We start from the raw sequence: 6,317 nt of genomic DNA on the forward strand, positions 1-6,317 counted from the left end.
GTTACGTCGACCTACCCGCGGCGCGTCCGAAACGGGCGCGCCCTGCCCTCACCCATGCTCGTTCTCGGCATCGAAAGCTCCTGCGACGAAACCGGCCTCGCGCTCTACGACACGCAGCGCGGCCTGCTCGCACACGCGCTCCATTCGCAGATCGCGATGCACCGCGACTACGGCGGCGTCGTGCCCGAACTCGCGTCGCGCGACCATATCCGCCGCGCGCTGCCGCTGCTCGAGGAAGTGATGGCGCAAAGCGGCGCGCGCCGCGACGACATCGACGCGATCGCGTTCACGCAGGGGCCGGGCCTCGCCGGTGCGCTGCTGGTCGGCGCGAGCATCGCGAATGCGCTCGCGCTCGCGTGGAACAAGCCGACCGTCGGCATCCATCACCTCGAAGGCCACCTGCTGTCGCCATTGCTGGTCGACGAGCCGCCGCCGTTCCCGTTCGTCGCGCTGCTGGTTTCCGGCGGCCACACGCAACTGATGCGCGTGACGGACGTCGGCGTGTACGAGACGCTCGGCGAGACGCTCGACGACGCGGCCGGCGAAGCGTTCGACAAGACGGCGAAACTGATCGGTCTCGGCTATCCGGGCGGCCCCGAAGTATCGAAGCTCGCCGAAACCGGCACGCCGGGCGCGGTCGTGCTGCCGCGCCCGATGCTGCATTCGGGCGATCTCGACTTCAGCTTCAGTGGCCTGAAGACGGCCGTGCTCACACAGATGAAGAAGTTCGAAGCGGCGAAGCTCGAGGGCGAAGCACTCGAACGCGCGAAGGCCGACCTCGCGCGCGGCTTCGTCGATGCGGCCGTCGACGTACTCGTCGCGAAGTCGCTCGCCGCGCTGAAGCAAACGAAGCTCAAGCGCCTCGTGGTCGCGGGCGGTGTCGGCGCGAACCGCCAGTTGCGCGCCGCCCTGTCGGCGGCCGCGGCCAAGCGCGGCTTCGACGTGCACTACCCCGATCTCGCGCTGTGCACCGACAACGGCGCGATGATCGCGCTCGCGGGTGCGCTGCGGCTCGGCCGCTGGCCCGAACAGGCGAATGCCGACTACGCGTTCACGGTGAAACCGCGCTGGGATCTCGCGTCGCTCGCGAGCTGAATCGCGCCGCGCAACGCTCCAGGCAGGAAAACAAAAGGCCGCTCGGTTCCGAGCGGCCTTCGTCATTGGCGCGACAAAACGCCGCGGCGTTATGCCGCCAGCCGCTTGTCGCGCTCGATCAGCGCATACGCGCTGTGATTGTGGATCGACTCGAAATTCTCGGCTTCGAGCACGTACGCGATCACCCGCTCGTCCGCATCGAGACGTTGCGCGACGTCACGCACGAGATCCTCGACGAACTTCGGGTTCTCGTATGCACGCTCGGTGACGAACTTCTCGTCCGGACGCTTCAGCAGCCCCCACAGTTCGCACGACGCTTCCTCTTCCGCGATGCGAATCAGCGCCTCGACCGGCAGATCGGCGGCCAGCTCCGCATCGATCGTCACGTGCGAGCGCTGGTTGTGCGCGCCGTACTGCGAGATCTTCTTCGAGCACGGGCACAGGCTCGTCACCGGCACGAGCACCTTCAGGAACACGCGCGTGTCGCCGTCGCGGCTTTCGCCCGCGAGCGTCACTTCATAGTCGAGCAGGCTCTGCACGCCGGACACCGGCGCCGTCTTGTTCACGAAATACGGGAACGTGACTTCGATGCGGCCGGCCTCGGCTTCCAGCTTTTCGAGCATCGACGCGAGCATCGCGCGGAAGCGCTCGACCGTCAGCGGCGCACGATTCTCTTCGAGCAGCGCGACGAAGCGCGACATGTGCGTGCCTTTCTGATCGGCCGGCAGACGGACGTCGAGGTTCCAGACACCGACCGTCGGTTGCACGTCGCCGCTTTCGGTACACACCGTCAACGGATGCCGAACCGCCTTCACGCCCACGCGCTGAATCGGGATCTGACGGGTATCCACCGTGCTCTGCACGTCGGGCATCACGAAGGCGGGATTCATCTGGTTCATTTGTTCAATCCTTGTAAGCCGCGCGTCCGACGACGCGCACACCGCATCATGCGGCGGCCGGAAAAGCAACATGGGCCCGCAGGCCCATGTTTTCCGCATCAATGAAGACCGGTTGCGCCAGTCGCACCGACGCCGCCCCCGGGCGGCGTCGACTTATGCGACGCGCTTCGCCTGGCCGGCGACATCGGCCGCCGGATTCAGAAAGCGTTCGCGAATCGATTTCGCGATGCCCGCGCCGTCGAGGCCGCATTGCGACAGCAGCTTCGCGGGGTCGCCGTGATCGATGAACAGGTCAGGGAGGCCCAATTGTAGTACGGGTCGGATAACCCCACTCTCCATCAGGGCTTCGACGCAGGCCGAGCCCGCGCCGCCCATCACGCAACCTTCCTCGACCGTGACGACGTAGTCGTGCGTTTCGGCAAGCTCACGCACGAGCGCCGCATCGATCGGCTTCACGAAGCGCATGTTCGCGACCGTTGCATCGAGCTCCTCCGCGGCGGCGAGCGACGGCGCCACCATCGTGCCGAACGCGAGGATCGCGACGCGCTTGCCTTCCGGCTGCGACGTGCGGCGACGCACCTCACCCTTGCCGAGCGGAATCTCGGTGAATTCCTTCACCGTCGCCACGCCCGTGCCCGCGCCGCGCGGATAGCGCACCGCGGTCGGGTTCGGTTGCTGCAGCGCCGTGTGCAGCATCTGGCGGCATTCGTTCTCGTCGGACGCGGCCATGATCGTCATGTTCGGGATGCAGCGCATGAACGCGAGATCGTACGCGCCCGCATGCGTCGCGCCGTCCGCGCCGACGAGGCCCGCGCGGTCGATCGCGAACACGACCGGCAGGTTCTGCAGCGCGACGTCGTGAATCAGCTGGTCGTACGCACGCTGCAGGAAGGTCGAGTAGATCGCGACGACGGGCTTCAGCCCTTCGGTCGCGAGACCGCCCGCGAACGTCACCGCGTGCTGCTCGGCGATGCCGACGTCGTAGTAGCGATCCTTGAAGCGCTTCTCGAATTCGACCATGCCCGAGCCTTCGCGCATCGCGGGCGTGATGCCGACCACGCGCGTATCGCGCTCGGCTTCGTCGCACAGCCACTCGCCGAACACCTGCGTGTACGTCTTCTTCGCCGGGGTGGCCGATGGCTTGATGCCTTCGGCCGGATTGAACTTGCCAGGGCCGTGATAGAGCACGGGATCGGCTTCGGCGAGCTTGTAGCCCTGACCTTTCTTCGTCACCACGTGCAGGAACTGCGGGCCGCGCAGCTCGCGGATGTTCTGCAGCGTCGGGATCAGCGAATCGAGATCGTGACCGTCGATCGGGCCGATGTAGTTGAAGCCGAACTCCTCGAACAGCGTGGCCGGCACGACCATGCCCTTCGCGTGCTCCTCGAGCTTGCGCGCGAGTTCGAGCACCGGCGGCGCCACGCTCAGCACGCGCTCGACGCCCGCGCGCGCGGCCGCATAGAAGCGGCCCGACATCAGGCGGGCGAGATGGCGATTCAGCGCGCCGACCGGCGGCGAGATCGACATGTCGTTGTCGTTCAGGATCACGAGCACCTTCGCGTCTTCCGACACGCCCGCGTTGTTCATCGCCTCGAACGCCATGCCGGCCGTCATCGCGCCGTCGCCGATCACGGCGATCGAGAAGCGGTCGTCGCCGTTCAGCTGGCTGCCGATCGCCATGCCGAGCGCGGCCGAGATCGACGTGCTCGAGTGCGCGGTGCCGAACGTGTCGTATTCGGATTCGCTGCGGCGCGGAAAGCCCGAGATGCCGTCCTGCTGACGCAGCGAATGCATCTGGTCGCGGCGGCCCGTCAGGATCTTGTGCGGGTAGGTCTGGTGGCCCACGTCCCAGACGATGCGATCGTTCGGCGTGTTGAACACGTAGTGCAACGCGATCGTCAGCTCGACCGTCCCGAGGTTGGACGACAAATGGCCGCCCGTCTTCGACACGCTGTCGAGCACGAACGCGCGCAGTTCATCCGCGAGCGGTTGCAGTTGGCGACGATCGAGGCGGCGCAAATCCGCCGGGTCGTCGATGGTTTTCAGCAAGTCGTACATCGTCGTTCCATTGTAGGAAATCAACCGCGCCCGCATTCTTTTGCACGCACCGTAGCGTGTGCGCGGCGGCGGGCTTTCGCGTCAGCTGACCCGGTTCACTACCAGGTCGGCAAGTTCGGCGAGACGCTGTGCGCGTGCGCCGAACGGTTTCAGCGCGTCGTGCGCTTCGGCGCGCAGTTGCGCCGCCAGTTCGCGCGACGCCTCGAGACCGAGGATCGATACATAGGTCGGCTTGTCGTTCGCCGCATCCTTGCCGGCCGTCTTGCCGAGCGTCGCCGAATCGGTCGTGACGTCGAGAATGTCGTCGACGACCTGGAAGGCCAGACCCACGGCGCCCGCGTAAACGTCCAGCGCGGCCATCGTTTCCGCCGACGGCGTCTCGCCGGCCAGCGCGCCCATCCGCACGGCTGCGCGCAGCAAGGCGCCCGTCTTCATCCGGTGCATCGTCTCGAGCTGTTCGCGCGTCAGCTTCAGGCCGACGCTCGCCAGGTCGATCGCCTGCCCGCCGGCCATGCCGATCGAGCCGCTCGCGAGCGCCAGCTCGCGCACGAGCGCCGCCTGCTGCACCGGCGACAGCGCATCGGCGTCGGTCAACGCGACGAACGCCTGCGACTGCAGCGCGTCGCCGACCAGCAGCGCCGTCGGCTCGTCGTACTGCACGTGCACGGTCGGCTTGCCGCGACGCAGCGCGTCGTCGTCCATGCACGGCATGTCGTCGTGCACGAGCGAGTAGACGTGGATCATCTCCAGCGCCGCCGCCGCCGCGTTGCGCGCCGCTTCCGTCGCGCCGGTCAGTTCGCCCGCCGCATGGCACAGCAGCGGGCGAACGCGTTTGCCGCCACCGAGAACCGCATAGCGCATCGCCTCGTGAAGTTTCGCGGGCGTCGCGTTTTCAGCCGGCAGATAGTGGCCGAGTGCGTCCTCGACACGGTCGAGCACGGACCGCATCCATTGTTCGAATGTCATAGATCGTCGTCTTCGCCGTCCGTGGCGGCCGTTCCGGACGAAAGCGGCTTCAGCGTCGCGCCGTCGAGCACGCGAACCTGCTGCTCCACTTTCTCGAGCTGCTGTTGGCAAAACGCAACGAGGGTCGCACCGCGGCGATACGCCGCCAGCGAATCCTCGAGGCTCAACGCGCCGCCTTCCATCCGGGCAACCAGCGTCTCGAGTTCCGCGAGCGCCATCTCATAATTGTCCGGCAACGGTTCGGTGCCATTGCCGGGCGGCGTGGCGCCTGGGGATGCGGTTTTCGCCATGGACGAGGTGTCAAATTTCAAAACAAGTCGGACATTCTACGGCAAAAGAGAATTTTCCGACCTGCCGTCGTGGGCGCCCGCGCACAATTCCGGCCCCATCTACGACGCACAGTGTGCGCCTTTCGACGGTCGCCCGACAAAAAATTGACACAAATCAGGCACTTAATCCTAGCCTTGCGGGGCGAACCGGGTATAATTCTCCGTTTCCCTAAATCGATTTTTCGATGGTTGGGTTGTTCACTGCTTTCACGCTAACACCGGGAGTGGGAATGTCCAATCTGAGCGATGCGCTTCAGTTGAAGTCGGCCCACAGCCAGCTTCCAGTCACTGCATATTTCGATGAGGCGCTACTCGAGCGCGAGATCGAAACCCTCTTCAAGAAAGGTCCTCGCTACGTCGGGCATGAGTTGATGGTGCCCGAGGCGGGAGACTATTTTGCGCTGCCCTCCGAGAAGGAAGGCCGCGTGCTGGTCCGTAACCAGACGAACCAGATCGAACTGTTGTCGAACGTGTGCCGCCACCGGCAGGCGATCATGCTCAACGGGCGCGGCCATGCGCAGAACATCGTGTGCCCGCTGCACCGCTGGACGTACGATCTCGAAGGCCAGCTGCTCGGCGCGCCGCACTTCCCCGACAAGCCGTGCCTGAACCTCGGCAAGAGCCCGCTGCAGAACTGGCAGGGGCTGCTGTTCGAGGCCGAGGGCCGCGACGTCGCGCGCGATCTCGCGAACCTCGGCACGAAGCATCATTTCGACTTCTCCGAGTACCAGTTCGATCACGTCGAAGTGCACGAGTGCGACTACAACTGGAAGACGTTCATCGAGGTCTACCTCGAGGATTACCACGTCGTCCCGTTCCACCCGGGCCTCGGCAGCTTCGTGTCGTGCGACGATCTCAAATGGGAGTTCGGCGACTGGTACAGCGTGCAGACGGTCGGCGTGCACAACGCCCTCGCGAAACCGGGCAGCACGACTTACCAGAAATGGCACGAGCAGGTGCTGAAGTTCCG

6 protein-coding genes are annotated in these 6,317 nt (G+C 65.7%); 2 read left to right on the plus strand and 4 right to left on the minus strand.

What is annotated here, in order from left to right; translation table 11 throughout:
• Window positions 1-54 precede the first annotated feature (54 nt).
• The gene (gene tsaD, locus AC3IFE_RS13805) at window positions 55-1,095 is read left to right on the plus strand and encodes a tRNA (adenosine(37)-N6)-threonylcarbamoyltransferase complex transferase subunit TsaD (RefSeq protein ID WP_089469323.1); all 1,041 of its coding nucleotides are present in this window, start codon (window positions 55-57) and stop codon (window positions 1,093-1,095) included.
• A gap of 89 nt (window positions 1,096-1,184) precedes the next feature.
• Here tsaD and folE2 read toward each other — a convergent pair whose 3' ends face one another.
• From folE2 to AC3IFE_RS13825, 4 genes are all read right to left on the minus strand, one after another.
• Window positions 1,185-1,994 carry a GTP cyclohydrolase FolE2 gene (gene folE2, locus AC3IFE_RS13810; RefSeq protein WP_301739137.1) on the minus strand — a complete coding sequence of 270 codons (810 nt, stop codon included), beginning with the start codon at window positions 1,992-1,994 and terminating at the stop codon, window positions 1,185-1,187.
• A gap of 153 nt (window positions 1,995-2,147) precedes the next feature.
• Window positions 2,148-4,052, minus strand: a complete 1,905-nt coding sequence (dxs, locus tag AC3IFE_RS13815; RefSeq protein WP_089469321.1) for a 1-deoxy-D-xylulose-5-phosphate synthase — start codon at window positions 4,050-4,052, stop codon at window positions 2,148-2,150.
• An 81-nt stretch (window positions 4,053-4,133) separates the two neighbouring features.
• Entirely contained in the window at window positions 4,134-5,018 is an 885-nt protein-coding gene (locus AC3IFE_RS13820) for a polyprenyl synthetase family protein (protein WP_489190863.1), read from the minus strand.
• Window positions 5,015-5,308 (minus strand): exodeoxyribonuclease VII small subunit, encoded by a 294-nt coding sequence (locus tag AC3IFE_RS13825; RefSeq protein WP_006479428.1) that lies wholly within the window; start codon window positions 5,306-5,308, stop codon window positions 5,015-5,017. Before AC3IFE_RS13825 ends, AC3IFE_RS13820 begins: the two co-directional genes overlap by 4 nt.
• Before the next feature lie 269 nt (window positions 5,309-5,577).
• Between AC3IFE_RS13825 and AC3IFE_RS13830 the strand changes: the two genes are divergently transcribed.
• Window positions 5,578-6,317: aromatic ring-hydroxylating oxygenase subunit alpha (locus AC3IFE_RS13830; protein WP_489190864.1), on the plus strand; the 740-nt coding region annotated here is incomplete at its 3' end.

The sequence above is a fragment of the Burkholderia sp. APQ4-4ca genome (genome assembly GCF_057837105.1).

Bases quoted from the DNA above. Each gene is read 5' to 3' on its own strand.
- tsaD (WP_089469323.1), top strand. From the start codon at position 55: ATGCTCGTTCTCGGCATCGAAAGCTCCTGCGACGAAACCGGCCTCGCG.
- folE2 (WP_301739137.1), bottom strand. From the start codon at position 1,994: ATGAACCAGATGAATCCCGCCTTCGTGATGCCCGACGTGCAGAGCACG.
- dxs (WP_089469321.1), bottom strand. From the start codon at position 4,052: ATGTACGACTTGCTGAAAACCATCGACGACCCGGCGGATTTGCGCCGC.
- AC3IFE_RS13820 (WP_489190863.1), bottom strand. From the start codon at position 5,018: ATGACATTCGAACAATGGATGCGGTCCGTGCTCGACCGTGTCGAGGAC.
- AC3IFE_RS13825 (WP_006479428.1), bottom strand. From the start codon at position 5,308: ATGGCGAAAACCGCATCCCCAGGCGCCACGCCGCCCGGCAATGGCACC.